24 protein-coding genes are annotated in these 25,219 nt (G+C 43.5%); 20 read left to right on the forward strand and 4 right to left on the reverse strand.

All coding sequences use genetic code 11. The features are described from left to right. Position 1: 1 nt before the first annotated feature. Genes D890_RS0101950 through D890_RS0101970 form a run of 5 tightly spaced genes read left to right on the forward strand, consistent with a single transcriptional unit; the run spans position 2 to position 7,656 of the window. Positions 2-1,126 (forward strand): metallophosphoesterase family protein, encoded by a 1,125-nt coding sequence (locus D890_RS0101950; RefSeq protein WP_018962854.1) that lies wholly within the window; start codon positions 2-4, stop codon positions 1,124-1,126. Next, positions 1,123-4,044 carry an AAA family ATPase gene (locus D890_RS0101955; protein ID WP_018962855.1) on the forward strand — a complete coding sequence of 974 codons (2,922 nt, stop codon included), beginning with the start codon at positions 1,123-1,125 and terminating at the stop codon, positions 4,042-4,044. Before D890_RS0101950 ends, D890_RS0101955 begins: the two co-directional genes overlap by 4 nt. Next, the gene (locus tag D890_RS0101960) at positions 4,035-5,069 is read left to right on the forward strand and encodes a hypothetical protein (protein ID WP_018962856.1); all 1,035 of its coding nucleotides are present in this window, start codon (positions 4,035-4,037) and stop codon (positions 5,067-5,069) included. The genes D890_RS0101955 and D890_RS0101960 overlap by 10 nt, the downstream gene beginning before the upstream one ends. Then, positions 5,059-7,143 (forward strand): ATP-binding protein, encoded by a 2,085-nt coding sequence (locus D890_RS0101965; protein ID WP_018962857.1) that lies wholly within the window; start codon positions 5,059-5,061, stop codon positions 7,141-7,143. Before D890_RS0101960 ends, D890_RS0101965 begins: the two co-directional genes overlap by 11 nt. A gap of 42 nt (positions 7,144-7,185) precedes the next feature. Continuing rightward, the gene (locus D890_RS0101970; protein ID WP_018962858.1) at positions 7,186-7,656 is read left to right on the forward strand and encodes a hypothetical protein; all 471 of its coding nucleotides are present in this window, start codon (positions 7,186-7,188) and stop codon (positions 7,654-7,656) included. 8 nt (positions 7,657-7,664) lie between these two features. Here the strand turns inward: D890_RS0101970 and D890_RS0101975 are convergent, their stop codons facing one another. After that, the gene (locus D890_RS0101975) at positions 7,665-8,222 is read right to left on the reverse strand and encodes a hypothetical protein (RefSeq protein WP_083916924.1); all 558 of its coding nucleotides are present in this window, start codon (positions 8,220-8,222) and stop codon (positions 7,665-7,667) included. 48 nt (positions 8,223-8,270) lie between these two features. Between D890_RS0101975 and rdgB the strand changes: the two genes are divergently transcribed. From rdgB to D890_RS0102050, 14 genes are read left to right on the forward strand one after another with little or no spacing between them, the layout of a single operon-like run. Beyond that, on the forward strand, positions 8,271-8,891 hold the full coding sequence (gene rdgB / locus D890_RS0101980) for an RdgB/HAM1 family non-canonical purine NTP pyrophosphatase (protein ID WP_018962860.1): 621 nt from the start codon (positions 8,271-8,273) through the stop codon (positions 8,889-8,891). Then, on the forward strand, positions 8,881-11,493 hold the full coding sequence (locus D890_RS0101985) for a valine--tRNA ligase (protein ID WP_018962861.1): 2,613 nt from the start codon (positions 8,881-8,883) through the stop codon (positions 11,491-11,493). Before rdgB ends, D890_RS0101985 begins: the two co-directional genes overlap by 11 nt. A 3-nt stretch (positions 11,494-11,496) precedes the next feature. Further along, positions 11,497-12,276, forward strand: a complete 780-nt coding sequence (locus D890_RS07515) for a class III extradiol dioxygenase subunit B-like domain-containing protein (protein WP_018962862.1) — start codon at positions 11,497-11,499, stop codon at positions 12,274-12,276. Further along, entirely contained in the window at positions 12,273-12,812 is a 540-nt protein-coding gene (amrA, locus tag D890_RS0102000) for an AmmeMemoRadiSam system protein A (RefSeq protein WP_018962863.1), read from the forward strand. The genes D890_RS07515 and amrA overlap by 4 nt, the downstream gene beginning before the upstream one ends. Beyond that, complete coding sequence (gene amrS, locus D890_RS0102005; RefSeq protein WP_018962864.1) at positions 12,809-13,801, forward strand: AmmeMemoRadiSam system radical SAM enzyme; 993 nt, start codon at positions 12,809-12,811, stop codon at positions 13,799-13,801. Before amrA ends, amrS begins: the two co-directional genes overlap by 4 nt. 3 nt (positions 13,802-13,804) lie before the next feature. Further along, a complete protein-coding gene (locus D890_RS0102010; RefSeq protein WP_018962865.1) occupies positions 13,805-14,047 on the forward strand; it encodes a DUF4321 domain-containing protein in 243 nt (80 codons plus the stop codon). A gap of 50 nt (positions 14,048-14,097) precedes the next feature. Then, the gene (locus D890_RS0102015; RefSeq protein ID WP_018962866.1) at positions 14,098-15,105 is read left to right on the forward strand and encodes a rod shape-determining protein; all 1,008 of its coding nucleotides are present in this window, start codon (positions 14,098-14,100) and stop codon (positions 15,103-15,105) included. A gap of 6 nt (positions 15,106-15,111) precedes the next feature. After that, positions 15,112-15,795 carry an MreC domain-containing protein gene (locus D890_RS0102020; RefSeq protein WP_018962867.1) on the forward strand — a complete coding sequence of 228 codons (684 nt, stop codon included), beginning with the start codon at positions 15,112-15,114 and terminating at the stop codon, positions 15,793-15,795. Next, positions 15,789-16,118 carry a hypothetical protein gene (locus tag D890_RS0102025; protein WP_018962868.1) on the forward strand — a complete coding sequence of 110 codons (330 nt, stop codon included), beginning with the start codon at positions 15,789-15,791 and terminating at the stop codon, positions 16,116-16,118. The genes D890_RS0102020 and D890_RS0102025 overlap by 7 nt, the downstream gene beginning before the upstream one ends. Beyond that, a complete protein-coding gene (gene mrdA / locus D890_RS0102030) occupies positions 16,108-17,832 on the forward strand; it encodes a penicillin-binding protein 2 (RefSeq protein WP_018962869.1) in 1,725 nt (574 codons plus the stop codon). The genes D890_RS0102025 and mrdA overlap by 11 nt, the downstream gene beginning before the upstream one ends. Beyond that, a complete protein-coding gene (locus tag D890_RS0102035) occupies positions 17,813-18,460 on the forward strand; it encodes a hypothetical protein (RefSeq protein WP_018962870.1) in 648 nt (215 codons plus the stop codon). Before mrdA ends, D890_RS0102035 begins: the two co-directional genes overlap by 20 nt. Then, on the forward strand, positions 18,436-19,239 hold the full coding sequence (gene minD / locus D890_RS0102040; RefSeq protein WP_018962871.1) for a septum site-determining protein MinD: 804 nt from the start codon (positions 18,436-18,438) through the stop codon (positions 19,237-19,239). The genes D890_RS0102035 and minD overlap by 25 nt, the downstream gene beginning before the upstream one ends. Continuing rightward, entirely contained in the window at positions 19,239-19,496 is a 258-nt protein-coding gene (gene minE / locus D890_RS0102045; RefSeq protein WP_018962872.1) for a cell division topological specificity factor MinE, read from the forward strand. Before minD ends, minE begins: the two co-directional genes overlap by 1 nt. Further along, positions 19,493-20,587 (forward strand): FtsW/RodA/SpoVE family cell cycle protein, encoded by a 1,095-nt coding sequence (locus tag D890_RS0102050; protein WP_018962873.1) that lies wholly within the window; start codon positions 19,493-19,495, stop codon positions 20,585-20,587. The genes minE and D890_RS0102050 overlap by 4 nt, the downstream gene beginning before the upstream one ends. Here the strand turns inward: D890_RS0102050 and D890_RS0102055 are convergent. Genes D890_RS0102055 through D890_RS07520 form a run of 3 tightly spaced genes read right to left on the reverse strand, consistent with a single transcriptional unit; the run spans position 20,584 to position 23,101 of the window. Further along, entirely contained in the window at positions 20,584-21,795 is a 1,212-nt protein-coding gene (locus D890_RS0102055; RefSeq protein ID WP_018962874.1) for a M16 family metallopeptidase, read from the reverse strand. The two genes, D890_RS0102050 and D890_RS0102055, sit on opposite strands and share 4 nt — an antisense overlap. Positions 21,796-21,828: 33 nt before the next feature. Continuing rightward, positions 21,829-22,077: a S4 domain-containing protein gene (locus tag D890_RS0102060; RefSeq protein ID WP_018962875.1), complete on the reverse strand. Its 249-nt coding sequence runs from the start codon at positions 22,075-22,077 to the stop codon at positions 21,829-21,831. Continuing rightward, entirely contained in the window at positions 22,064-23,101 is a 1,038-nt protein-coding gene (locus tag D890_RS07520; RefSeq protein ID WP_018962876.1) for a MazG family protein, read from the reverse strand. Before D890_RS07520 ends, D890_RS0102060 begins: the two co-directional genes overlap by 14 nt. Positions 23,102-23,184: 83 nt before the next feature. Here D890_RS07520 and D890_RS0102070 point away from each other — a divergent pair, with 83 nt between their 5' ends. Then, positions 23,185-25,185 (forward strand): sodium-translocating pyrophosphatase, encoded by a 2,001-nt coding sequence (locus tag D890_RS0102070; protein WP_018962877.1) that lies wholly within the window; start codon positions 23,185-23,187, stop codon positions 25,183-25,185. The last annotated feature ends 34 nt before the right edge of the window (positions 25,186-25,219 follow it).

The following is a 25,219-nucleotide window of genomic DNA, read 5'->3' on the forward strand; positions in this document are numbered from 1 at the left end:
TATGAGAGTATTAGTTACTGGCGACTGGCATTTAGGTGCCGTAACATGGAGGCGGAAGCCTCAAGATAGAACACCAGAAATACAAGCGTGCTTGGAAGAAATCTTGGATTATCTTCGTGAAGAACCAGTGGATCTTATCGCAGTTACAGGTGACTTAACACATTATTGGGTTCCTTTGGAAGGCGAAAAGCAGCATTGGCTCATGGACTACCTTTATAAACTATCAGATTTTGCTCCCGTTATAGGTGTGTTGGGTAATCACGATTGGAAGGGTTTGGTAAGTTTTGACAAATTTGCACGTATAAAGAATGTTTTCATAGTGGATAAGCTTGAGCAACTTAATTTGGATGTAGGTGGAGAAAAGGTATGCATCACGGCGCTACCCTATTTTGATGCTAGAAAAATTATCACACCTACTGATACCAATACCAGAGAAGTCATGAATGACGCTGTCCAATCGGTACTGGACGAAATTTCTCCGCGTAATTGCAGCGGGGATTCTACATACCGTTTTTTACTCACGCATGGTGTTGTGGAGGGCATGTCGTATTCAAAGTTTGGTACTAACGAAGTACCCATACCCAGAGTACTGCTATCACAGTTCGATTTTACATTTTTGGGGCACATCCATGATGCCAAGCTTATCACAGACAATCATACGCAGAAGATACTGGGATGTTATCCTGGTGGCGTCGCAAAGCTGGACTTTGGAGAAGAGAGTAGTCAACAGGGTTTTTACATTGTCGACTTCAGCGGTCAAGGTACGAAGACCTATTTTCACCCGTTTATTTCTCAAAAGAAATTGAAACAGGTTACCGTTATAGGGAGCCCTTCTCCTAAAGTTGTTAGTGATTTAACGACTTTTCAAGGTTACGTGAAAGTAACACTTCAAGAGGGCGATTTGGTTGCTGTACAAAGGCTGTATGAATTGCCTTCAGTGGTTTCAGTAGAGCTTGAAAGTGTAACAGCGGACGACACAGAAAACAGTAGAGTGAAGTTTTCATCCATGGAAGAAGCTTACGGACAGTATTTAGAGAAGCAGGAACTTAAATCAGAGCTCAGAGATAAACTGTTAGAAAAATTCTCCAGTTATTTGCAGAAGGCAAGAGAGGACGATACATTGTGAAACCTGAAAAGTTGGAAGTTACCAATTTCTTGGGTTTAAAAAAGATCTCTTTGACGTTTCCTCCTCAGGGCGTTTTTGTCATAACGGGACCTAATGGTGCAGGAAAATCTTCCATATTGGAGGCGATTTACTTTGCTCTTTATGGAAAAACAATGAGATTGCCTGGGGATGTGAAGAACACTGCCATTATTAATAGAAATGCTCGGCATAGCACTGACAACCCTGCCAGAGCTGAAGTAATTTTTACCTTTTCTCAGCAAGGTCGTAAGTACTTAATAAGAAGAGAACTGGAGCGGAACACAAAAAAGGTAGATGATTCTACCCATAATGCATGGTTTTTCGACTTAGATGGTCCCCATGGAGACGTTCCTGAAACCGGTGTAACAAAAGTTAATAAAAAGATTGAGGACGTCCTTGGTTTGAATCCTGAAGTGTTTGCTTCAACGGTTTTTTTGGGCCAAGGCAGAATAACCGATTTAGTAGAGGCGAAACCGGACAAGAGGCGAAAAATTTTTGATTCTATTTTGGAAACGCATAATTTAAGTAAGATGCAAGCACTGGTGCGTGGTGATTTGCAGCAAGTTCAAGCTCGGGTGGAATCGCTCACCGAGGAATACAACCAACTTAGGGAAGGACCGTCCGCTGATGAATTACGCCAACAACTGAGCGACGTTCTATCCAAAATAGAAGAAATTCGCCGTCAGCTTGAGCAGTTCGAACAGATGTCTAAGCGTTTTGAAGAAATCCATCAGGTTAAGAGTGATATGGAAAAAACGCAAAACAACATCAACGTGCTGAAGTCGCAGATTGAGGAGCTAAGGTACAAAGCTTATGAGGATGCCAATATTAAACTAGCAAAAGAATTGCGAGTTAAGTACATTCAATTGGAACAAGACGAAGCGCAGTTTGAACAACTAAAACTGCAAAAACAGGGATTGGAAGAGAATGCAAAACGCTTTGGTGAAATTGCCGAGAAGCTATCAAAAGACATAGAATCTCTTCACCACCGCCTGGAAGAGTTGGGTGAAGAACAGCAGCTTGAAGATGAACTGTCGTACTTGGAGCATAGTTTACAAGAACTAAACGCAGCGAGAAGCAAGCTTGATGACGCCTTTAATACATTGATGCAATGCAGAACACTTAGCAGTGAGATGTTGACTTTGCTGGCTGAGGAAAAAACACTTAAAAAAGATGTTTCTGCCTTGGATAAGCTGCTTCGGTTCCTTGACGAGCGTAGAGGCGTGTTTGAAAAATATTACGAAGCAAAGCAGGAAATAAAAAAACTCGAAGATGAACGCGCTAAAAACATGGAAGAAGCAAATAAACTGCAGCGAGCATATCAGCAGTTAAACAGTAGAATGCAAACTGTCAACGCTGAATTTCCCAACGCGGAAAGAGATTTTTTGGTAAGCCGCATAGTGGAAACTTTGAGCCCACAAGATGAGTGCCCTATTTGTGGGAACGAAATCACAGAGTTAAAAACCGTTTCTCTTCCTGACGAATTGTTGCTGGAGTTTGGCCAACTGGAAATGCAGAAGTATCATGTGGAACAACAGTTGAAGAAAATCAATGAGCACATGGCTGAGTTGGAGAATCGATTGTCTGAATTGCAGGCTGTTGTTTCCAAGTGCCAGGAACATTTTACGCCGAATCTGTCAGCAAGAATAGAGCGCTTATCATCCGTGGGTGAAATGAACACATGGATAGAGAGCCAAGGTCAAATCTATGGCGATAGGAGAGAACGCTTAGCAGTGGTACAGCAACAGCTTTATGCGAGGGGAGTTCAACTAAGAGCGCAGAACGAACGTTTGAAATCGTTATGTTCCAATGTCGAGATAAGATCGGCTCTTCACGAAAACAATCTGCAAGATAAGCTTGTTGCTATGGAAAAAAATATAAAAATGACCGAGCAAAAGATAGCCGCCTTATCTAAACAAATAACGGATTTGAAAGAAATGCGGCAAAGCATAACGGTGGAGTTGGCTAAACGCGGTGGAGAACTGAACAAAACACAGGAAAGCAAAACTGAGACTGAAAAAGCACTGAAAGAGCTAAATCGCCGCATAGACACGATTTTGTCAAGGATAACGGATGAGCGCTCTCTGCTCAAAAATGAACTTTTGGAAAAGGGCCTGACGATGGAGAATTACGAATCGTTAAAGAATCGCGATGTTCAGGGCGCAGACGATAAGCTCAAAATGCTCATGGGTAGTTTGGATCAACTTCAAAACGCATTCAATGAAAAACAGGACCAGTATTTATCATTGCTTGCAGATGTGAAAGAAGAAGGCGACTTGAATTCAGTACAAAGTCAACTTCAGAGTGCCAATGAAACATATAAGCAGTTACTTAAAGAATCTGGTAGCATCGAGGATGCCATTAAGCATGCTGTGGAAAGGGAACAACGTTTGAAAGAAAAAGAGAATCAACGTGCCTTGCTGGAAGAAGAACTTAGCGTGCTTACGCGTTTATGGGAAGACTTAAAAGCTGACCGTTTCCCGGATTTTTACCGTGGTGAGATGATGAATGAAATTGTGACTTCTGCTTCTAACCTGCTTTGGGAGATGAGTGGCGGGCAGTTTAATCTCATTTTTGATTCTGATTCTTTTCGCTTTGATGTTGTATTTGACGACGGTTTGACTTCTGACATAAGTAATCTAAGTGGCGGCGAGAAAGTGCTTGTAGCATTGTCATTGGCATTCGCCATTAGTCAACATTTTGCTGGTTCTTTAGAATCTATTTTTCTTGATGAAGGTTTAGCGTGGTTGGATAAAGAAAACAACACGAAGTTAGCTCAGTACTTGCAGAATATGGAAAATAGCTCTATGGTTGTGGGCATAGTAACGCATTCAGAAGAGTTCGCGATAAACTTTCAGCGTAGACTTTATGTGAATGGGGGCACAGCGCAGTGGACATAACATTCAAAAAAGAAACGCTGAGTATGTGCAAGGATTTGTCTTTGCAGAGGGGTGTGGAGCACTCTTCTTATGACAATGATTACTCCACGTTCGCTAATGTGGAACCGCTGCCAGAAGATTTTGGCGGATTAAACGTTGTCAGCTACACGCCGCTCTCTCCTTCTTTGATAGAACGTTGTGAAATTGATCAATTGGAGAGCCGCATAGCCATAGTAGACGGTGTGCAAATGACCATGCTCCGTAAAATCCAACGTAACGGTATGTGGGCTTATTTGGTGGGATTGGCAGCGGGAGCAGTGGAAATTTGGCCTTCACGTGATCTTATCCCCTCTACTATAAAGCGCGAGTTGGTACTGTTTGTGCCCAAAGAAAATTTAACACTGCCTTTTGACGATTCTTACGGCAATATACGTTTTAGAACGGTGCCTTATGAGCCAGAAAATGAACGTAGACAGCTCAACAGCGTTGTCAGTGATACCCGCTCACAGCTTGAGATAGATGCTTTGAACCAAGCCGTAGCGGATTTCAATGGCGAAGGATTATTGCTCAGAGATGGTAGGCTCACCTATGGGGATCCCATGACCAGGTTTAATGGCCCAGTGGGACTTGTAAAAACGTTGGAGCCTCGAAGTAATGTGAGTGTTTTCAGTAACTACGTACAAAGGTTGAATTTTGGCGAGGTAAGCTGCTTAATAGAGACAGAGAACAAGAACGAAGAGGACGGTAGCGGAATCAGAAGGTATTTTGCTTATTTACGGATTATGGATGTGGGAGACCCTGAATCGCTGGAGGGTATCGTTCGGCTGGATTTCACGGGGAAAGCAGATATTGGTAGTTCCTTGGCAGACGTTGCTCTTCGAGCTGCAAAAGTAGTGTTTTCTCTATCAGTGGAAGGCCCTTATCCACGGTCTCCTTACAACCTGTTGACCATAAACTGGTTAGAAAACAGGTTGAGGTCTCTGCTGCCGGATCCCATGGTTGTAAGTTTGGATATTGCCCGGGAGGTGAACAGGTTTGGAAGCTAATAATCCTGTAGGTATTGTTTCTGGTTTAGAAAAGAATACACCGACAGAATTCTTCGTAAATCTCTTTTCAGAAGATGGCCAAAGCATAAAAGTGCGCATTGGCGATGTCATACGTGTGAGCGTCTTCTACAACGGTCAGGAAGTAACGTATTACGGAACTGTTTATGATATTGTTAGCCGCTGGGATAGTGATGTGGACTCAGGGTTTAAGGAAAAAGCTGTGTTTGAAAAACTCGTCCCGGGAACACGTTTTTACGTGGCTGCAGTTGCGGTGACTCGGGCATGTTATAGTGCTCAAGAAGTTTTTGATGAACCTCTTTCTGTGCCAGCACCAGGCACACCAGCTTTTCTCGTTACTGAGAAGGAAGAAGTAGAAAAAGCGCTGCGCTTTGACGAGCTTAAGAAACGTGGGTCTCACTTACCCGTGGGTGTGATGATAAATGGGCAACCTGCTTACGTTGATTTAGGGTTTATACTCGGTGAGAATGGTGCGCACATAAACATAAGTGGGCAATCCGGCGTGGCTGCAAAAACCAGTTATGCGACATTCCTCATGGCTGCAATGATTCAGAGAGGCAGAGACACAGGCAGATATGCTAATGCGTTACGGCAAGGACGTTACATCGTTTTTAATATGAAGGGTGAAAGCTTGTTCTTCTTGGACTGTGACAGCGAAGATTGGCTAAAAGCTGACGCTCATGACAGGGAAATGTGGATGACTATGTACGAGTCCATGGGACTTGATCCTGAGTGGAAATTTCCTTTAGATAACATTGTTTACTTAGGCGTGGCTGAGGGGTTGGGCGGCGCAAAGCTAAAAAAACCAGATATAAAATCGAGAACCAAGGCTGAAGGACACTTAAGAGTTTATGGATGGGATTTCATAGATATCATACGATATCGTTTGCTGGAACTTGCGCTGGATGAAGAAGAAATGTCTCTAAGTCAGAATATGCAATTACTTTTGTTCAGCATACAAGAGAAAATGGAAGAATTGTTAGAACAGTTGGCTATGGATGTTGAAAGAGTATTCAATGAAAGAAATAGCGGCGTAAACACAGCTTTCTATAAAGACGAAGAAAAACTCAACGCCGAGGATACTGAAGAAAACAGCGATGAAGACTCAGAGGATGTTCTGGAATTACTTAGAAAAGCAAAAAGTAACATAAAATGCTCTGTACCTGAAGACCCTTACGAGCGTTTGCGCTTGGTACTGTACGCCAGCAATGTGGAACCAAGAAAAATCCTACAAAAATACGGAATACCGGAAACCGTTGATGATTTAACCAACTACTTGAGAAAAGCAGCCTTAGGAGAAAAAGCTGACGTAAAAGCAGATGAAATGCATGCAGTGGAAGAATGGCGTAAAGCCATTTTCGAAAACGAACTTGGTACAGCTACGGTTTTTGCTTTTGTGAGACGTCTGAAATTGGCTAGAAAAGAGGGCTTATCGAAGCTTTGGCGTGAATTGCCTTACGGTTTAAGTGGCGATGTAGAAAATTTACCTGACGAAGAATTCGAATATAACGTTGGGCGCTCATGGGACCGTTCTGGTGGCATTACCGTAATAGACTTATCCAAGCTTCACTCTTCCATGCAAACATTTGTGGTGGGGGCCGTTCTTAGGCAGGTCATGGAAGCAAAAATGGCGAACCCATTAGCTACTGAACAGCCTGTATTCATTTTCTTGGACGAGCTTAATAAGTACGCTCCCCGAGCGGAAGGCGGTGCCATGGTCAAATTATTCCGCGATGTGGCTGAGCGCGGTAGGTCTTTCGGTGTGGTTTTGGTAGGTGCTGAACAAACGGCATCTCAGGTTGATTTCCGTGTTGTTACACAGAGTTCTACCACCATTGTGGGGCATCAGAAGGCGGCAGAGTTAAACCATGATGAGTATAAGCATTTACTCGACAGGCAACGTGAGATGGCTTCTTCAGTAGGACCAGGAGTGGTGTTTATTGACCAACCATTCCTACGTGTTCCCATCATGGTTAAGTTCCCTATGACCAGATGGTCTACCAAGGAGACAAAGGTTTCAAATGAGGGCGGTAGGCTCAAGAGGATTTTAGGATAAGCAGGAATCATTACAAATTACAAAGAGGAGAGTGAAATAAGCATGAAAGCAGACCTTCACATAGAGCTGGTTAAAGAAGTTCCTGAGCCGCAAAAAGTGACCAATTGGAATGATTTTTTGGATGGTGCTGAAACCTTTATGAGCGCGGTAGAGTCCAAATTTGAAGAAGAAGGCCTTTATTTTAGTGCTGAGATACGTTTGTATTCTGGAATGGAAGCAGGCGATTTGATAATGGCCTCCACACTATATGATGTGGATATAACAAAGGCTAAAGATATTGTGTTAGCCTTGGAAAGTTGGACCAAGGAAAATGGGTTTACCCTTGGAGAGGTATCCCTGGAATTTGGTCAAGAACAAGATGTGTCTGCTAAACTCAATATCGGTCGACTTTTATCTGAGAATGGCTCGAAGATGGAAATAGAGAAAGGAAAAGTAGCATTAGTTTTTATACCTGCTTCACTTAAGGATTTTGATGAACTGTTTTCTCTGGTGATAAAGGACCTGACTGATTGAATAGCAGTTTACGGAGCAGTTATGACCTTTTGTATTACGTTAGAAACGCCTTTCCCGTCGCTATCAACTGCATACACACGCAGGTTCATGGTTCCTTTAGCCTCGCCGGAAAGGCGTGTAAATTTATAACTGAATGTGCCATTGAAGTCTGTGCGTAAAACCATTATCAATCTATTACCATCCCAGAAAGTGACGTAATAAGCACCTGCTTTGTTGTTTTTTGTCACTTTTCCGCTAAAAACAACCCAATCTGCTTTTAATGTATCCGCTGTGGGATAACTCAGTTGCAAGGTGAGGGTTTGAGATGCCGTTGTCGCTTGATCTGGGGTAGGAAATCCATAAGAAAGCATGCCTGTGGGAGTAGTTGTATTCCCCGTTGGGGAAGTGGCAGTGCAAACTTCCTTCACGACCGTAGTGGTTTGAACTACCGTTTTTGGTATGCAACTTTGACTTTCTATGGCCGGTTTACCGGCCAAGATAAGAAGTGCTCCTAAAAACAAACCGATTGCAAAAAGCAGAATACCTGAGACACTTCTCCTGTTTTGAGGCCTTTCAGGATAGTACATAAGTTTTATTTTATCAGAAGTTGGCGCTATTCGTTGTAAAATTTAGCCATGGAAAGAAAACGTATGGTTTTAGCTACAAGTAACTTAGGAAAGGTAAGAGAAATCTCTAAGATCATAGGAGATATTGTAGAACTTGTTCCTTTTGACGGAGAAATGCCAGAGGAAACAGGCAGTACCTATTCGGAAAATGCTTTTATAAAAGCAAAAGCAGCTTTTGATAAGTACGGCATAGCTTCATTGGCAGATGACTCGGGGTTAGAGGTAGACTACCTTGGCGGACAACCGGGCATTTTTAGTAACCGTTTTATGAATTTGAAAACAGATAAAGAAAAGTACATGAAAATACTTGAATTAATGCAAGGTGTACCCTGGGAAAAACGTACGGCACGTTTCCACACGGTAGTCTGTTTCATTCATGATGAAGGTAAATCGCACTTTTTTGAAGGCATTGTAGAAGGTTTCATTGCCAATGAGCCTGCGGGAAGCAATGGTTTTGGCTATGATCCCATTTTTTATTACCCACCGCTAAACAAACATTTTGCAGAATTAGACGCAGAAGAAAAGAATGAAGTAAGCCATAGAAGCAGGGCTTTCTTGAAATTTAAAGAATTCTATACCGGTGTTCTTGAAGCAAAGCAGACAAAAGGAGGAGAAAATTATGAGCGATAGTGACCAAAAGCAGCCCCAAATGGACGCGCAATATGATCCTTCTCATGAACTTTATTGGTCGAAGAAATGGAAGGAAGACCATGTATTCCACAGTGAAATAGATGAAAACAAACCGCGTTTTAGTATGGTTATCCCTCCTCCCAATGTAACTGGTTCACTGCATATTGGCCATGCTTTGGACTTATCTCTTCAAGATGCGGTTGTTCGCTATAAGAAGATGAACGGTTTCAATGTGTGCTGGGTTCCCGGCACAGATCATGCAGGCATCGCTACGCAGAACGTTGTTGAACGTTCCCTTCTTAAAGAGGGGATAAAACGTCAGGACATAGGGCGTGAAGCGTTTTTAGATAAAGTCTGGGAGTGGAAAGATAAGTACGGAAACAAGATATTGGACCAAATAACGCGCCTCGGTTGTGGTGTTGACTGGGAAAGGCTTCGATTTACCATGGATCCTGTTTGTGCAAGAGCCGTACGCCATGCGTTCAAGGAGCTTTTTGATCAGGGGCTTATTTATAAAGGGCATTACATGATTAACTGGTGCCCTCGATGTGGTACAGCCATATCAGATTTAGAAGTGACTTATGAAGAAGAAGATGCTCATCTTTGGTACATACGTTACCCATTTGAAGACCAAAAGGGTTTTATCGTGGTGGCTACGACACGTCCCGAGACCATGCTTGGAGATACAGCTATTGCAGTTAACCCTAATGATGAACATTATCAAAGTGTTATAGGAAAGTTTGTTTTGGTCCCTCTGATAGGTAGAAGGATTCCCGTTGTTGCAGACGAAAGTGTGGATCCCGACTTCGGAACCGGTGCTGTGAAGGTTACGCCTGCCCATGACCCAACAGATTTTGCTGTGGGACAGCGACATGATTTGGAAGTCATACAAGTTATTGGATTGGATGGGCGTATGACTGATGCTGCCGGCAAATATGCTGGTTTGGATAGATTTGATGCTCGGGAAGCCGTGGTAAACGATTTAGAAAAACAAGATTATTTAGAAAAAATAGAACCTTACAGGCATGCTGTGGGTCACTGCCAGCGCTGCAACACAGTTGTAGAGCCCATGATATCAGATCAGTGGTTTGTAAAATTAACTGCCATGGCTCCTGAAGCGAAGCGTGTGGTAGAGGATGGAGAAATCCAGATTGTTCCAGATCGCTGGGTAAAGGTTTACCAAGATTGGATGGATAATATTCGAGATTGGTGCATTTCCCGTCAGATTTGGTGGGGTCACAGAATACCTGTTTATACATGCCAAGAGTGTGGCTATGTATTTGCAAGCGAAGAAGAGCATGTGGATACATGCCCCAAATGTGGTGGTCCTGTAAAGCAAGAAGAGGATGTGCTTGATACCTGGTTTAGCTCCTCGTTGTGGCCATTTGAAGTTTTTGGTTGGCCAGAGCAGACTGCAGATCTCAAATATTATTTCCCTACGACCTTGCTTATAACGGGCTATGACATTCTGTTTTTCTGGGTCGCTCGTATGGTATTCATGTCCACTACGTTAAACAAACAGGTTCCTTTTAAACAAGTGTTCTTGCATGGTTTAGTCTTGGATGAGCACGGTCAGAAGATGAGTAAATCAAAGGGAAATACGGTAGATCCCATGGACATGATTGATGAGTACAGTGCTGATGCATTACGCTATGCGCTCATTTCTGGCATGAGCTTGGGAGGGCAGGACGTAAACTTTTCAGAATCACGCATAGAACATGGTAAGAACTTGACAAACAAAATATGGAACTCAGCTCGTTATGTTCTTAACGTGGTTGCAGATAAAGATTTGAGCAAAGAACCCGAGCAGCTTTCATCTGTAGACCGCTATATATTGAGCCGATTAGAAGAAACGAAAAACGTAGTTGTACAGTGCTTCGACAGTTACGATTTTGGGGCCGCTTTAAGAGAAATAGAGAGTTTTTACTGGGCAGATTATTGCGATTGGTACATAGAGATGTCTAAGGTAGAGCCGACATATGGCACGTACTGGACGTTGCGCCACGTTTTGGAAGAATCGCTGAAAATGCTACATCCATTCTTGCCTTTTATTACCCAAGAGGTATGGAGTAGAATCGGTTTTGATTCGTACTTAGTAAATGAAACGTGGCCTGCGCCAAGGAAAGATTTTGTCGACTCAGTTGCTGTAGAAAGACTTTCAGTAGTCAAGGACGCTATTAGGGGTATAAGGAACCTCAGGGCTGAACTCAATGTAAAACCTTCTCAACGCATTAGGGTTTTGCTCCAAGGGGATTTAGACAGTTGGTCCGAATTTATACCATATATAAAGTTCTTGGCTCGTGTGGAAGAGGTAAGCCAGACTGCTTCTGCTGTGGAAAATGCCTACAGCGTAGTAGTCGGAACCGACGTATTTTATGTTCCTCTGCAAGGCATTGTGGACATTGAGAAGGAAAAGAGCAGGCTCCTTAAACAGAAAAGCGACTTAGAAAATCGTATCAGCGTTTATGACAAACGCTTGCAGAATAATGATTTCTTGAACAAGGCTCCCAAAGAGGTTGTGGAAAAACAAAAAGAAGAGCGACAAGCATTGGAGGAGTCTTTGAGTCAGTTGGTAAAAAGGTTAAGCGAATTGGGGGGATGAGTTATGCCTGCAATGGGCATCATTACTTGTCACCCGCCCATCATTATTCCTGAGATAGGCGGAAAAGAAACGCGCATGGTTCAAAGCACTATTGATGCACTGAAAAAGGCATCAGAAGATGTGGAGGCATTCGGGCCAGATGTGACCGTTATCATGTCTCCACATGCTGTTAGTCTTAATGGACGCAGTATTCCCGTGCAAGTAACGGATAAGTACATCGGGGATTTCGGGGATTTCGACGCGCCACACGTCACCATGTCCTATCCATGTGCTACTGATGATGCTTACAGCATGAAAAAGTGTGGCGCCTCAGCCATCCGTTATGGACTGCTGGATTATGCATCCATGGTTCCACTTTACTATTTAAAGCCGAAGACTCCTTTAGTGGTTATGGGGTATGCTTTTTCGTTGACTACGCAGGGGTATGTAGAATTCGGCTCTTGCGTGAGAAAACTTTTGGATGATGGAAGGAAAATACTTTTTGTGGCTTCGGGGGACCTCAGCCACAGACTTATCCCTGGAGCTCCGGCTGGATTTAATCCAAATGCCAAGTTGTTCGATGAAAAAGTTGTTGAGACGATAAGCGAATGGTCTCTAACAGAATACCTCACGTTGGAAGAAATGAGAGACATGGCTGGTGAATGTGGCTATTGGTCCATTGCCACACTTTTTGGGTTTATGGGTGAATCTGCTCACGCAGAAGTACTTAGCTACGAAGGTCCTTTTGGTGTAGGTTATTGCGTAGCAGAAGTTGCTCTCTCGATGGAAGGCGACAGTTTATGATGAATAACGACAAGGAGCAGCACCATCCCTTTGTAATGTTGGCAAAACAAGCGTTAGAGACATTTGTCATGAGAGGGGTAGTTATAACACCGCCGAACCCACTGCCTGAAGAATTCAGGAGAAAAGCTGGATGTTTCGTAACGCTCGAGGAGAATGGTGAGCTCAGAGGATGCATTGGAACAATTGAGCCCATTTATGATAACCTGGCTCAGGAAATCATAAACAACGCCATAGCTGCTGGTACAGAAGATCCACGTTTTCCACCTGTTACTGTGGACGAGCTTGATATCATTGACTACACGGTGGAAGTGCTTTCGTCATTGGAAGAAGTAGCTGACGAGTCAGCGTTGGATCCAAAACGATGGGGCGTTGTGGTTCAGTCAAAGTTGCGTCCCTATAGAAAAGGTGTCTTACTCCCAAACTTAGAGGGAGTAGATTCTGTTCAGGAGCAGATAAGAATATGCCGTTTGAAAGGTGGCATAAGCCATAGCGAAGAGGTTAGACTTTTTAGATTCACAACAGAGAAATACAAATGAAGCTATTTGCTAATTCTAAACAAGGTACTTTTTGCTTAGCTTGTCCTCGGGCTTGTAATTTAAGCCGTGTTAAGGCATATTGTGGCGTAAGGTCTGCTCATGGAGAGAATGTTACCTGTGATGTGTATGGCTTGGTAAGTAGTTTGGCAATCGACCCAGTGGAGAAAAAACCAGTATTTCATTATATGCCTTCCAGCGATGTGCTTTCTGTGGGTACGCTCGGTTGCAATATGCGCTGCAAGGGATGTCAGAATTGGGAAATAGCTCATCGTGATTTAGATACATATCATTGGCAACTCAAAAAAATAATGCCTGATGCTTTGTCTGATTTGGCTTTGGCGCATGCCCAAGGCGTCGCCTGGACCTATAATGAACCAACGGTGTGGGCAGAATACGTTCATGATAGCGCAGAACTCTGCAAGGCAAAAGGGCTCTTCACGATTGTCGTTACGAACGGTTATTACTCGGTTCAGACATTTGCCCTATGGGAACCTGTCATCGACGTATTCCGCATCGATATCAAGGGCTATTCCGATAGTACTTATGATAAGTTTGCTCCCGGGGTTAAAGCCTCCGTAGTATTAGAAAATGTTGAGAGAGCGATTTCTCATGGTAAGCATGTAGAGGTAGTAACGAATGTGATGCCAGGCATCAATGATAGTGATCTGCCAGATATCGCATCATTCTTAGTACACCTTAGTCCTGACATTCCTTGGCACATCACGCGTTTTTTTCCTGATTTTGAGCTTTCCGAGTTAAAACCTACACCAATTAAGACGCTGACGGATGCCCGGGCCATGGCCATGGATAAGGGACTGCATTATGTTTACGTGGGAAACGTTGATATGGCAGAAGTGGAAAACACTGTATGCCCTTCTTGTGGTAAGCTTTTAATTGAACGTAAAGGGCTTCTCGTTACGCATAACTTCATTGTGAATGATAGATGCCCTAATTGTGGACAAAAAATCTACGGACGATTTGGAGGTTAGTAATTGAGGCGAAAGAGTTCTCTACCACTGGTATGGAGCATACTCATCGGTTTGTTCTTGGGAACGTACCTGGGTTACATCCTGGGTAACTATATACCTTTCTTCAGTCATGCATGGAATCTGCAGCTGGGGCCGTTAGCGTTAGATTTGGGTTTTTTGAAGCTGCAGTTTAACATAGCTTTGGGTATCAACGCCATGTCACTTTTGGGCGTTTTGTTTATGTTGTATGTGTATTTGGTTCAATAAAACACATGCTAAAAAGGAAAATATAGAGGAAAATAGGAGGTTTTAAAACGATGCCAATAGATTTAGGGATAGATCTCGGTACAGCGAATAGCTTGGTTGCGGTAAAAGGTAAAGGAATCGTAGTAAGTGAACCGTCTGTGGTGGGTTTGGATAGAACGACGCAAAAGGTGTTAAAGGTGGGTAATGAGGCCTTCGAAATGGCCGGAAAGACGCCGGAAAACATCGTTGTAATAAGACCGTTGAAGAGTGGTGTCATTGCAGACGATTACACCACGGAGATCATGGTTAAATACCTCATAAGTAAGGCAAAAGGTCACGCCAGCTTTTCTGTTTTCCCCCAGCGTCTTCGCGTTGTCGTGGGTGTTCCTACCGGTGCAACGCCTGTTGAAAGAAAAGCTGTAGAAGATGCTTGCAGAAATGCGGGTGCCAGAGATGTTTGGGTAGTACAAGAACCTTTGGCAGCAGCAGTAGGTGCGGGTTTACCTATTACGGAACCCAGAGGTAACATGATTGTGGACATAGGTGGTGGAACTACCGAAGCTGCTGTTATCTCTTTGGGCGGCTTGGTTTCTTGGAAGTCAGTTCCGGTTGCTGGTGATGCTTTCACGGAGCGCATAATCGATTTTGTGAAAAACGAATACAACCTGTTCATCGGCGAACGTACGGCCGAAATGATAAAGATAAATATCGGATCTGCTTATCCCATGGAAAAGATGCAGATGGAAGTTACGGGCCGCGACTTACTTACAGGTTTGCCAAAACGTGTAACGATTTCCTCCGATGCCGTTCGCGATGCTTTCAAGGATTTGTTGGGCACGTTAGTTGATGCTGTAAAGGCTACACTGGAAACTACACCGCCTGAATTGATTGCAGATATCATGGAAACAGGTTTCTATCTAACCGGTGGTGGATCTTTGCTTAAAGGTGTAGATAGGCTTCTAAGTGAACGCACGGGTGTTCCTGTCCACGAAGTAGAAGATCCATTGACCGCTGTAGCACGCGGAGCTGGCATAATAGCTGGCAATATGGAGCTTCTGAAAGAAATACTACAAGCGTGAGCATGAATGAAGGTAAATCTTGCCCGGATCTTAGAGTGGACCATAGCTGCTTTATTGATCTTGGCTGTCTTTACCACGGTAAGTTGGAATACTTTTTTTAGCTATGTCTCCAGACCGTTTCTGTGGATAAGGACTGGCGTATACAGGGTCAGTGATGCCATATCTACGTTCTATTGGTGGAACACCGATGGACGTGATGTGTATGAACGGATGCTATCTCAGAATGAAAAGTCGCTTGTTCGCAGTGTTACAGGCAGCGTCAGGTTTGGGCAGATAAAGGTTATTGGTCTAAGGTGGGATAAGGATCATATCGAACTAATTGCCACAGGGGTCAAACCGCAGGTAGGCGACTTGATAACCACTGACACGGATATTTTGGTGGGCCAGGTTAGTCAGATTACGGGGAATGACTTCATTATACGTACTGTTTATGACAAGAGCTTCAGCGTTCCTGCAGTCATTTCCCGCACTGGTGCTGTGGGTAGACTTTTTTATCAAAAGAATCAATTGACCTTTCAGCCGGTAGGTTATGAAGATATTCTTCCGGGTGATTACATCGTTGTGCCTACGTCAACACCACTTCTCGTAGCTATAGTCAGTGATGTTTCAGACAAGCAGTACATAAAGGCGAATACGGTTTTGGTTGACTTAAGAACGTATGGCTTAAAATTGTGGCATAAAACATGGTAGAAAGTCTGTTTTTCTTGGTCACAGGTATGATGTTCTTTCCGCCGTTGGCTATAATGAGAGTGCGGGCTTTGCTTAATAATCTCGGGTTTTGGTCCTGGGTTGTCGTTTTTATCTTGGCTTTGGGTTTTGATGGTGCATACATGCACCCATTTTCGCTTTGCACCGTCGGTCTTTTACTTATGGCACAGATATTTGAATGGAATTGGAAAAAGCTTTTTGGCATCATGGCTGCTGTAGTAGTGCTTTGGGGCTTTATTGTAAATTGGTGGGCGATGCTCATCTTACCACTTGTCTTAATAGAGGCGTGGGCGGATGCGGAGTAATAAGGTTCTTTACGCATTAGGTTCGTTGGTTCTAATCGTGATGGGTTTGTTCTTGTGGCGTCTTTACTATCTTCAAGTTGATCAATATGATTACTATGCTGTAAGGGAGAAAAACAACTATACCCGTTACGTGACTGAAGAACCTGTGCGTGGACGCATTCTGGATACCAAGGGTAGAGTACTGGCTTATGATGAAGTAGCATACAATGTGGCTGTAGTTCCATCGTTAACGAAAAGTGCTTCAGCGACAAAACAGCACTTATTGCAGTTAGGGGCAAAGCAAGCAGATATCGAAGCAGCCTTTGAAAGCAGTGAGCTTTATCCATTTCAGCCTATAACGGTCATACAAGACTTGGATGAATCAAAACGTTTAAAAGTGCTGGAAGTCGAAAATGATGACCCCGCTATCAAACTGGTAATGGGTTCTAAGCGCATTTACCCATATGGTGAATTGGGTGCGTTTATAACGGGTTACGTGGGTAAAGCTTCAAAAGAAGACCTGCAGAGTGATTCCAATTTGAGACCAAGCAGCATCGTTGGCAAGATGGCTGCTGAAAAAGTTTTTGATAGTTATTTGCGTGGACAACCTGGAATCACTGAGGTTTTAGTAAACGTTTCAGGTAAGGTTATCAAAGAAAAAACGGTTTCTACTCCTGTTAAGGGCTATGATGTTTACTTGACAGTGGACATGGATTTGCAAAAAATCGCATGGGATGCAGTGGGCAATGAAGTAGGAGGGGTAATCGCGGCCAATCCAAAGGATGGAAGTATTTATGCTTTAGTTTCTAAGCCAAGTTTTGATCCCAACGTTTTCATAAAAGGCATCGACCAGGCAACGTGGCAACAATATGAGAAAAACAGCAGTTTGGTTAACAGGATGACAAAATCGCAAATCCCTGCTGGCTCAACTTTCAAAGTCGTCACCGGGTTAGCAGGTCTTTACTATCATGCTATTACGCCCGATTTTACCATAAATGACCCTGGGTATCTTCAGATCGGTTCCACAAGAGTATGGAATTACCATCACAGAAGTTATGGCACGGTGGATTTCATAAAAGGATTGGCCATGTCAGACAACGTTTATTTTGGCACTGTGGGCCTTAGAGCTGGCATAGATAACATATATAAAGTGGCAAATACCATGGGGTTGACAACTTATCCATGGATTGAATATGATTCTGTGAGCAAAGGGACCGTACCAAATCAGGCATGGAAGCTAAAGAACATAGGTGAACCATGGTATCCTGGCGATACAGTTAACACAAGTATCGGGCAGGGGTATGTAGCTGTTTCTCCCATTCTCATGGCGCAAGTGTATCAGCAGATAATAAACGATGGGCAGCTTTATAAATTTAGGCTTCTTAAGGAAGTGAAAGACGGGAAAACGCTTATATTACAAGGGAAGCCCGAATCAAGAGCGCAAAGCACCATTTACAAATCATGGTTCCCTGTAATAAAAGAGGGTATGAAGGCTGGTGTGGACTGGGGCCTTCTCACAGGGTTGAAATCAAACCTTTACACTGCTGCGGGGAAGAGTGGTACCGCAGAGACCGAACGTGCAAACAAATACCATAAGTGGCTCATCGCCTACGCTAATTACGATGCACCAGAGATTATGGTAGTTTCTTTAAGGTTGTACACCACCGATACAGAGCCTGTTAAAATTACTAAGACAGTTATGGAGGGTTATTTCCGTGGAAAAACAGTTCGTTAAACTATCTGGTTTGAAAGAGGGATATCTGGTGGAATATAACGGGGATAATCCCCAAGAATTGTCAAATATCCTTACAAAGTATTTATCTTCTTATGGTGAATTGCTAAAAGAGCATACGTTATTTGTCCGTTCTGGTCTTGATGAACAAGCCCTTAACATAGTAAGAAAGAATCTCGAGCAATTTGGTTTTAGCAACCGTGTTTTACCTTATAAACAAGAAGCAGCGCCGAAGGAAGAGAAACGAGAACGAACTGCCGGCAAAGCATTAAAAAATGCTGAATTGCTTTTTCGTATGGTTACCGGACCGCTGCGTGGTGGAGAAAACATTTATTCAAATGAGGGCGTTTTCCTTTGGGGCGATTTGCACAAAGATGGCATAATAAAGGCCCCTTGTGTTATTGTTATGGGAAAGGCGGCTGGCAAGGTAGTTGTTCCTGAAGGATCTTTTGCTTTATTCCGTCAGTGCGAAGGAGCGTCAGTGCAGGTGGGTGATGTTCTTTATGTCGATATTTCTTCGAAAACATGGATACTTGTAAGTGATACAGAACCAAATACGATAGAGGTTTTCACAGATGAAAAACAGGCTGGGAGGAGGATAAGCCAATGGCTGGACAATGTGTTGTTGTGACGTCCGGAAAAGGTGGAGTTGGAAAAACCACGATTACAGCTAACGTGGGATATGGCTTGGCGTCACTGGGTAAAAGGGTTTTGCTCATTGATGGTGATATAGGGTTAAAGAACTTGGATAGTGTGTTGGGCCTCGAGAGGCGTGTTGTGTACGACTTGTTCGATGTTATCAGTGGCAGAGTAGATTTGAAAGATGCGCTGGTAAAAGACAAACGTCTCCCTGAGAACCTGTTTCTGTTGGCTGCGTCTCAAACACATTTCAAGGAAGATGTCCCTGAAGACAAGTTCAGCACTGTGGTAGCGCAGGCAAAAGAAATGTTTGAATATGTGTTTGTGGACAGCCCTGCAGGTATTGAGCATGGTTTTCGTATAAGCAGTCGTTTTGCCGATAGGGCGGTTGTTGTTACCGTGCCTGAGGTTCCATCCATTCGAGATGTTGATCGTGTCGTAGGATTGTTAGAAAACTACAAAGTGAAGATCGATGGGGTAGTTATAAACAGGCTCAATCAATCATTGGTAAAGCAGGGAAATATGCTTTCGCCAGACGATATACTGGATCTTTTGGAGATTCCTTTATTGGGTGTGGTTCCTGACGATACGCTTATTGTCCAAGCAGTGAACCAAGGGGAACCGTTGCTTTCTAAGTATCCATCTTCACCTGTGGCACATGCATACTTGAATATTGCTCATAAACTGCTGGATCCTGATTATGTTGCTCAAGAGGTAAAAAAACCGAAGAGTTTTTGGTCCATATTCGGTTTTTTAAGAGGTGAAGGCTAATGTCCTGGTTCAGTGACCTTTTTGGAAAGCACACAAAAGATGACGCGAAGCAGCGTTTGGAAGTGATGTTGATCCACGACCGAGGTCTTTTTGACAACGCTGATTTGGAGCAGATGGAGAAGGAAATATTAGCCGTAGTAAAACGTTACGCAGACATAGAAACCGGCGCAGCAGAAATAAACGCCGACCGTTTGGAAAATGGTCGGTTACTGCTTAGCATAAGAGTGCCGGTTAGTGGGCAGAAGACTCGACGGTGAAGGTTCGTTTATTTTTTGCTTTTGTCTGTGTTATAAGTGCTTTGTTCTTGGTGGCTTTCGGGCTGGTGGGTATATCAGCCGCCACTCAACCTGGTTACGAGTTTAGTAGTTTTTTTACGGATTCTGTGCGAACGCAAGTTTTTGCTTTTGCCGCTGGTCTCATAATAGGTTTAGTCGTTCTTTATATTGGGTTTTCTTATTTGCTTAGGATTGCACCTTATTTGGGTGGTATTTCCTTAGCACTTCTTGTGCTAACGCTGATTATCGGCCATGAGACGTATGGTGCGCAGCGTTGGATTTCCTTAGGTTTCTTTCAGTTTCAGCCGTCAGAACTTGCTAAACTGACCTTGCCGCTATTCCTTGTTTGGATTTCTGCTCATTTTAGTGGTTGGAGAAAATGGGTCGTGAGCACGTTGGTGGCTTTGTGTTTTATTGGATTAGTCATTATTCAGCCTGATTTAGGTACCAGCATTGTTTTACTTACAGAGTTTTTAGGTTTTCTCGTTGTGGATGGTATTAATTGGGGAGTGCTTTTCTCTGGCGTCTATGCCTTGATATTGATGTTTCCTGTACTTTGGGAAAAAGGTCTAAGAGATTATCAGCGTAGACGTCTTCTCAGTTTTCTTAACCCTTACGATGACACAACGAAAGATGGTTATAACTTGATCCAAGCCTGGACTGCCATTGGCGCTGGAGGTCTTAGGGGGAAAGGGCTTCAAGACGCATTTTTCCTTTACTATGGCTATTTGCCCGTGGATTATGCTGACTTCATTTTTGCGACAATTGCTTACGTTCTTGGTTTTTGGGGCGCCCTTGCTGTAATCATTTTGGTTTGCACATTCTTGCTGGGTGGCTTGGGCTATGCTTTCTTTGTTCCTAACCAAATTCAGCAGAAATTCTGTTTTATGGCACTATGCGCCTGGGCAGTACAGTTCGTTATAAATATTGGCATGAACCTGGGGCTCATGCCAATAACAGGGATACCGTTGCCTTTTATCAGTTATGGTGGCTCGGCAATTCTTATGAACACCGTAATGCTTTTTGTGTTCTTGTCCTATAGACCAGAACCTGAAGCACACGAAACGCATTAAGGCCCAAGAACAACCTCTGCTGAGCCTCCATCCAGACTTTCTCTGAGTGCGCTACTTATTTTTCCCACATCAATACTTCGAATGTAGTTTATCTCACTGTCTGGATTCCAAATGATACCGCGCGACAGAAAGCGGTCTGCTAAAAGCATAGAAATGGTGGACGTGGACTCCAATCCCATAGTGTAAGCACCTAGTGTAAAGCGTTTAAACTTTTCTAACTGTTCTTCATCCAACTCGCCTTGACTGAGTTTTTCCAGTTCTTCATCAACGATTTCCTTTGCTTTATCGAGGCCATTGGGTTTTAAGTCGCAAGCGATCACGAGTGATCCTGCCACAGATGTACCTTCTATGTTTGAATACACAGAATAGCTTAGACCTTCTTCCTCCCTAATTCTTAGGAAGAGCTGGCTGAAACTGGAGCCGCCTAAAATATTAGAGATTAATTGGTATGTGAAAATGTCATCGCTGGTTGTACTACTACCTCTCAGGGCCTTGCGGTAATACAGTTGCTGAGTATCTTCTCTAACCCGGGATTCTCCCGCGTGGAATGAAGGGGCGTCTATTGATAAGCGCTCACTGTTCAACTCGAACGGTGGGTGAAGTTTTTCAATAAAAGATTGGACAACGTTTGCTTCCATGGGCCCGACCATGGCAATACAAGGTTTTCTTGAAAACATCGATTTCCAGAAGCTCTCTATCTTCGGCTTTGTGGCATTTTCTACATCTTCTCGTCTACCCGCTACATCTTCGCCCATGCGGTGTCCATCCCACATCAACTTTTGCAAATAGGAGTAAGCACGTTCTTCAGGCTGGTCTTCTGACATTTGGATCTCACTTATTACCACTTGCTTTTCTATAGAAAGAGCTGTTTCTTCTAAAAGTGGTTCATAAGCCAAACTGAATATGACATCGACTGCGTTCTGCCAAAATGGTGCTGGTACAGTGGCTGTGAAGTATATTGCATCGAACGTTGTAAAACCGTTATAACGGCCACCGACACCTTCAATTTCCATAGCTAAATCTTTACTCGTGGGATACTTCTTTGTGCCCCTAAACACCATGTGTTCCAAAAGGTGAGCGTATCCTAACTGGCCTTCTTCTTCAGCCATGGCTCCACCTGGTATAGCCATGGTGACAGAAAACACGCTGGTGTCTCGCTTCGCATATAAGCTCGAAAATGGTGTATCACCGATCAACTCAATATTCATGAGAATATTCCTCCGTTTTAACGTTTTTGAGTTCTAAGAAATGTCGTTACTCTTCTTCAAACGCTCTTCAAGCTGTGCTTTAGAAGGGCGCTCGTCGTTAAGAACTGTATACCGTGTATAGGCTACTGGTGTGTCTACTTCTATAACATCATTGATTTTTATAGTTTCTGACTGCTTTGCTGTTTTTCCGTTTATGCGCACATAGCCAGCTTGAATGATCTTTTGGGCTAAACTACGCCTTTTAATGATGCCGCTTTCCTTCAAAAACTTATCCAATCTCATGTTTAGATTGTTCCCAAAGTTCATCAACGTTTTTATTTTCTTTGTGTTGAGTTACATAATCCAAACGTTTCTGGAACTTTCTACTGGCTTTCAGCAATGCGTCCTCTGGGTCTACGCCTAAAAGTCTGGCAATATTGATTACAGTAAAAAGCAGATCGCCTACTTCTTCCGTTTCTCCATCATGATTGTTTTCTTCATAAGCCTGCCGGAGTTCTTCGAATTCTTCCGATAGCTTGTCACTTAGTTGCATCGCATTTTCCCAATCCAAACCATTGTGGTGGGCTTCGTCTTGCAAACGCAGGGCCCAAGTAAAAATGTTTGGTGGAATGCTGCTTTCATCTTTTTTCTTACCTTTTCTTGATTGCCATTTGCTCAAAACCGTAGCAGCATCGCTATCTGTGTCTGAGGCGAACACATGCGGATGCCTGGATATGGCTTTTTCAGAAGCCATTTGAAAAACAGTTTCTAAGTTAAACGCATTGGTTTCCTCAGCGATGGTACTGTGGAGGAACAAATGCAGCCATAAATCGCCCAGTTCTTCAGCATAATTCTCCATGTCATTGTTGTTTATGGCATCCATTAATTCGCTGAGTTCTTCACGGCTCAACGTTACTAATTGATATGGTGTTACCTCTTTGTCCCAAGGGCATTCTTTCCTCAGCGTTTCCACAATTTTCTTAAAACGAACGAAATGGAAACCCAAACTTTCAGCAGGGTAAACCTGTAATGGTGTGGGTTCAACGTTTTCATCTAATTTGAATGCTTTTTGCGTTTCTAACGCCGCACGTTCAGAGGTATACCCCATAGTTTTTAAAAACACCTGAGCAAACGTGACTGCTGTATCCACATCCATGCACAGCACGTTTACGGAGTCATGGTTTAGCAGCGCTTCCCAAACGCTTGTGGCAATGTTTGACCAGTCGTTTTCATCAGCGCGTATTTCAATGGCATTGGGCCATTGTTCAGCGCCTTTTTCATCCTCCACAATGACGTGGAGTCCTTTTATGAGCTCTATATTTATCATATTTAAATCTTACACCAGTGCCTTTTGGCTGGTATAATCATAGCTATGTAATATTAACAGTAGGTTAAGAGGAGGGGGAAAGTGTGGTAGGATTTTTTGCGGCGGCAGTATTGTTGCTTGTTACAGTTATTTTGAGTGCTCGCTGGGTACTCCACATAAAAGTGGAAAACCAACGGGCTGCGGACATCAGCCGGCATATACATGATGGTGCCAAGGCTTTCCTGACCAGTGAATACCGGGTCATGTTTCCATGGATAATGTTGTTATTTGTAGCACTCATCTTTCTTACCGGCTATAAGTCTGCTATTGCGTTCATAGTTGGGTCTGCATTTTCTGTGGCAGCAGGTTACATAGGGATGCAGATTGCCACACTCTCCAACGTTAGAACAACTGAGGCAGCCCGTAAAGGGAGTGGAGATGCTCTTTTAGTAGCATTTTCTGCTGGTTCTGTTATGGGGATGACCGTTGTTGCTTTTGGTTTGCTTGGTTTGGGCGTTGTGGCTGCCATGTTTGGTGGATTTGAGGCATCTGGTTCCATCATAAGTAGTTTCAGCTTAGGGGCGTCCTTTGTAGCTTTATTTGCACGTGTTGGAGGAGGCATATTTACAAAAGCTGCCGATGTTGGAGCAGATTTAGTAGGGAAAGTGGAAGCGAACATCCCTGAAGATGATCCAAGGAATCCTGCAGTCATCGCAGATAATGTGGGGGATAATGTAGGAGACGTTGCCGGGATGGGTGCTGACCTTTATGAATCCTATGTGGGTTCTATCGTTGCGTGCATTATTTTAGCTGTAACTCAGACGGACAATGTCGGTTTGAACTTTACTTTGTGGACCGCAACATTGGGTGCGCTTTCTTCTTGGTTCACAGTTCTACTGGTGCGTTACATATCTACTCATTCGCGCATGGAACCAGCAAACATATTTAGATTGGGCAGTGTACTCGTAACGACCATGGCTGTCGTTTTAGTCTGTTTTATCCCCATTTGGACAGGGGCAAGTTGGTCCTTAGTGATTGCCACCATAGCAGGAATGTTAGTGGGAATTACTATTGGTTTTATCACAGATTACTATACCATGGGCAAACCCATAAAGGAAATTGCTAAAGCCAGTGAGACAGGCGCCGCTACCAACATACTATCTGGTATGGCTATCGCTATGGAATCTACATTTCTGCCCGTTATTTTGGTGGGTTTAGCGATCATCGTGGCTTACGTGAGTGCGGGGTTATTCGGCATCGCTTTAGCCGGTGTCGGTATGCTTTGCACCCTGGCATTCTCTCTTTCTGTGGACGCTTATGGTCCAGTGGCAGATAATGCAGGTGGCATAGCAGAAATGGCGCATTTTCCACCTCAAATCCGCGATGTTACGGATGGTTTGGATGCTTTAGGTAATGCTACTGCTGCCATGGGTAAAGGATTCGCCATTGCTTCGGCGGCGTTAACTGCATTAGCATTGTTTTCTGCGTTCAACAGCGCTGTAGGCTTGCAAGCGCTGGACATTTCTGACCCGCGTGTGCTAACAGGTGTCATGATCGGTGCTGCATCTCCATTTTTGTTTTCTTCCATTGTCATAAATGCCGTTTCTACAACTGCGTTTGTCATTGTTAAAGAAGTTAGACGTCAGTTCAAAGAGATTCCTGGTCTTCTATCTGGACATGCTGACCCAGACTATGTTGTATGTGTGAGCATTAGCACCAGCCACGCTCTAAAGAATATGGTCATTCCAGCCTTGTTGGCACTCATTTTGCCGCTGGCTTCCTATTTCTTATTGGGGGTAGCTGGGGTAGGTGGTGTTCTCATAGGACAAACTGTGTCTGGTTTTGTAATGGCTATCTATATGGCTAATGCAGGTGGCGCTTGGGACAATGCAAAGAAACTAATAGAAGGTGGCCTTTTAGGTGGTAAAGGTTCTGAGGCACATCATGCTGCCGTTATAGGCGATACGGTAGGAGATCCTCTAAAAGACACAGCTGGCCCTTCCATAAACATTCTTATGAAGCTGAGCACAGTTGTTTCTCTCATTCTTATACCTATTTTCGTAAAGATGGGCTTACCAGCACTAATAGATTTGATTGTTAAATAAAAAAAGCCTCCAAGGAAGGAGGCTTTTTTTATTT

The organism is Coprothermobacter platensis DSM 11748 (assembly GCF_000378005.1).
Lineage (GTDB): Bacteria > Coprothermobacterota > Coprothermobacteria > Coprothermobacterales > Coprothermobacteraceae > Coprothermobacter > Coprothermobacter platensis.

Coding starts and splice junctions, on each gene's coding strand:
- minE (WP_018962872.1), top strand. CDS start 19,239: ATGTCCTGGTTCAGTGACCTTTTTGGAAAGCACACAAAAGATGACGCG.
- D890_RS0101985 (WP_018962861.1), top strand. CDS start 8,881: ATGAGCGATAGTGACCAAAAGCAGCCCCAAATGGACGCGCAATATGAT.
- D890_RS0101970 (WP_018962858.1), top strand. CDS start 7,186: ATGAAAGCAGACCTTCACATAGAGCTGGTTAAAGAAGTTCCTGAGCCG.
- amrA (WP_018962863.1), top strand. CDS start 12,273: ATGATGAATAACGACAAGGAGCAGCACCATCCCTTTGTAATGTTGGCA.
- D890_RS07520 (WP_018962876.1), bottom strand. CDS start 23,101: ATGATAAATATAGAGCTCATAAAAGGACTCCACGTCATTGTGGAGGAT.
- D890_RS0101975 (WP_083916924.1), bottom strand. CDS start 8,222: ATGTACTATCCTGAAAGGCCTCAAAACAGGAGAAGTGTCTCAGGTATT.
- rdgB (WP_018962860.1), top strand. CDS start 8,271: ATGGAAAGAAAACGTATGGTTTTAGCTACAAGTAACTTAGGAAAGGTA.
- D890_RS0101950 (WP_018962854.1), top strand. CDS start 2: ATGAGAGTATTAGTTACTGGCGACTGGCATTTAGGTGCCGTAACATGG.
- D890_RS07515 (WP_018962862.1), top strand. CDS start 11,497: ATGCCTGCAATGGGCATCATTACTTGTCACCCGCCCATCATTATTCCT.
- amrS (WP_018962864.1), top strand. CDS start 12,809: ATGAAGCTATTTGCTAATTCTAAACAAGGTACTTTTTGCTTAGCTTGT.
- D890_RS0102020 (WP_018962867.1), top strand. CDS start 15,112: ATGAAGGTAAATCTTGCCCGGATCTTAGAGTGGACCATAGCTGCTTTA.
- D890_RS0102060 (WP_018962875.1), bottom strand. CDS start 22,077: ATGAGATTGGATAAGTTTTTGAAGGAAAGCGGCATCATTAAAAGGCGT.
- D890_RS0102055 (WP_018962874.1), bottom strand. CDS start 21,795: ATGAATATTGAGTTGATCGGTGATACACCATTTTCGAGCTTATATGCG.
- D890_RS0102025 (WP_018962868.1), top strand. CDS start 15,789: ATGGTAGAAAGTCTGTTTTTCTTGGTCACAGGTATGATGTTCTTTCCG.
- mrdA (WP_018962869.1), top strand. CDS start 16,108: ATGCGGAGTAATAAGGTTCTTTACGCATTAGGTTCGTTGGTTCTAATC.
- D890_RS0102015 (WP_018962866.1), top strand. CDS start 14,098: ATGCCAATAGATTTAGGGATAGATCTCGGTACAGCGAATAGCTTGGTT.
- minD (WP_018962871.1), top strand. CDS start 18,436: ATGGCTGGACAATGTGTTGTTGTGACGTCCGGAAAAGGTGGAGTTGGA.